This is a genomic window from Mesorhizobium sp. M1E.F.Ca.ET.063.01.1.1 (genome assembly GCF_003998155.1).
Classification (GTDB): domain Bacteria; phylum Pseudomonadota; class Alphaproteobacteria; order Rhizobiales; family Rhizobiaceae; genus Mesorhizobium.
Genome location: NZ_RZSC01000895.1, coordinates 1 through 2,190, shown reverse-complemented (window position 1 = coordinate 2,190; position 2,190 = coordinate 1). Strand labels below are relative to the sequence as shown.

Sequence of the window (2,190 nt, the reverse complement as noted above, 5' to 3'; positions counted from 1 at the left end):
GGTTCCTCGCCCCCACAAAGTGGGGGAGAGGTGGCTCGGCGAAGCCGAGACGGAGAGGGGGGCGCCATATGCGATTGCCCTGCCACCCGACGGGCCCCTCGATCCTGTCCTTCAGCAGTCGAGGCCGTCGACCCCTTACCTCCTCAGCCCAATGCTCATGCCGCTGAGATCGGCGTTAACCTGCAGGCCCACCTGCCTGCCGGTGAGCTCGAGCTCGGCGCCCTTGTCGTTGGTCATGACGATCACCTGGGCGCCTCTGCCGAGCGCGCCGCCGCCGCCCGCCGCGCCGTACACGCCGGTCACGTCGCTGGCGCGGCGAATGTGGCGCACCTTGCCCTTGAAGTAGGTCTTGGAGGCGCCGAAGGCGAGGCCGCCCGAAATGCCGCCGATCGAGATGGGATAGTTGCGGCCGTGGAAGGTCAGCGTGCCCTCACCGCCGGAGCCGCCGATGAAGAAGGCCGCCTTGTAGACTGCGAAGCGGATCGTGCCGCTGTCGGCATGCGCGGCGCCGGCGAAGCCGACGCACGCGGCGGCGATGGCGGCAACCGCGACTGAACGAAACCTGGACGAAATCTTCATGATGAGAACTCCTCGAGATCGCCGCCCAGCCCAGCCGGCCCGGGCATGTCGGCATCGTATCAAACACATAGCTGAACAGTTCTAGACCGTCATTGGTTCCAGGCACGCGGCGCTGAATCAGCCGCCGGACGGCCGCCACGAAACGGGCATCGCCCTGCCCCATCTAACGCCGCCCGCCGCCGCGTCCGCTCGAACCCCACAAGGCGCGCGTGATGAGGTTGCGCTTCGCCTTGCGCGGGATCAGATCGACATCGCTGACCAGCTTCGCCCCGCCCTCGCGGCGCTCCAGCGTGATCTTGCGGCTGTGGAAAGCTTCGAGCTCTGCACGGTGCGCCACGCTGATGATGGTGACCTTCGGCAGCTCGCGGACCACTGTCCGCATCATCTTATCCTGGCTCTTCTCGTCGAGCGCCGAGGTCGCTTCGTCGAGCACGACGATATCGGGGCTGTGCAGCAACAGGCGCGCGAAGGCGAGGCGCTGCTTTTCGCCGCCCGACAGCGTCTGGTCCCAGGGCGCCTCTTCCTTGAGCCTGTCCTTCAAATAGTCGAGGCCGACCTTGTCGAGGGCGGCGTTGATCTCCTTGATTGTCCAGTTGTCTGCGGCGGCGGGATAGGCGACGGCGCGGCGCAGCGTGCCCGAGGGGATGTAGGGGCGCTGCGGCAGCATGAACAATCGCCTGCCGGCGTGGAAATCGACGCTGCCGCTGCCCCACGGCCACAGGCCCGCGACGGCCCGCACCAGCGTCGATTTGCCCGAACCGGATTCGCCGGCCACCAGCACCCGCTCGCCTGGCTCGATCTCGACCTCGGTTTCCTTGACCACGGAGGTGCCGTCGTCGAGCGTGACGGAGAGATTGTCGAGGCTGAGCATGGCGCCGTTCGCCGTCTCGCCGTGCTGGATGCGTCCGAAGGCCTCGCTCTCTTCCGCGCGCTCCAGCCCGTCGAGCGACATCATCAGCGAAGCGATGCGGCGCGCCGAGGCGTTCCAGTCGGCAAGGCGCGGATAGTTGTCGACCAGCCAGCCGAACGCGCCCTGCACGATGCCGAAGGCGGAGGCCGCCTGCATGACCTGGCCGAGCGACATCGAGCCTTCGAGGAATTTTGGCGCGCACAGCAGGATCGGCACGACCGGCGCGAACAGGCTCGACCCTTGCGAGACCAGCGCCGTGCGCATGTGCTGGCCGGTCAGCAGCGCCCATTGCCTCAGCACATGGCCGAAACTCCTGTCGATGCCGCTGCGCTCCTCCTCCTCGCCGCCGAGCAGCGCGATGCTCTCGCCGTTTTCGCGCACGCGCGTCAGCACGTAGCGGAGTTCGGCTTCAGCCTGGTTCTTGTCCTCGGAGAGTTTCACGAAATGGCGGCCGATGACCGCCATCGAGGTGGAGGTGATGGCGGCATAGATGACCGCGGCGGTGACGAGGAAGCCGGGAATGGTGAGGCTCAAGCCGCCGAGCGTGAAGCTCAGCGCCCCGCCGATCGTCCACAGCACGACGATGAAGGTCGAGGCCGACAGGAACGCGTTGAGGACGCCGGCGATGAAGTCGACGGGCGATTCCGTGGCGATGCGCAAATCCTCCGTGAGGCGGGCTTCAGGATTGGTGTGATCGCCTT

The 2,190-nt window shown here is 66.9% G+C and carries 2 protein-coding genes; both read right to left on the bottom strand.

The annotated features are described in order from the left end of the window. Positions 1 to 135 precede the first annotated feature (135 nt). A complete protein-coding gene (locus EOA29_RS33940; RefSeq protein WP_126094490.1) occupies positions 136 to 579 on the bottom strand; it encodes a hypothetical protein in 444 nt (147 codons plus the stop codon). A gap of 163 nt (positions 580 to 742) precedes the next feature. After that, positions 743 to 2,190 (bottom strand): ABC transporter ATP-binding protein/permease (locus tag EOA29_RS33935; RefSeq protein WP_145969970.1); only part of this gene is annotated, 1,448 nt, incomplete at its 5' end.

Bases quoted from the DNA above. Each gene is read 5' to 3' on its own strand.
- EOA29_RS33940 (WP_126094490.1), bottom strand. From the start codon at position 579: ATGAAGATTTCGTCCAGGTTTCGTTCAGTCGCGGTTGCCGCCATCGCC.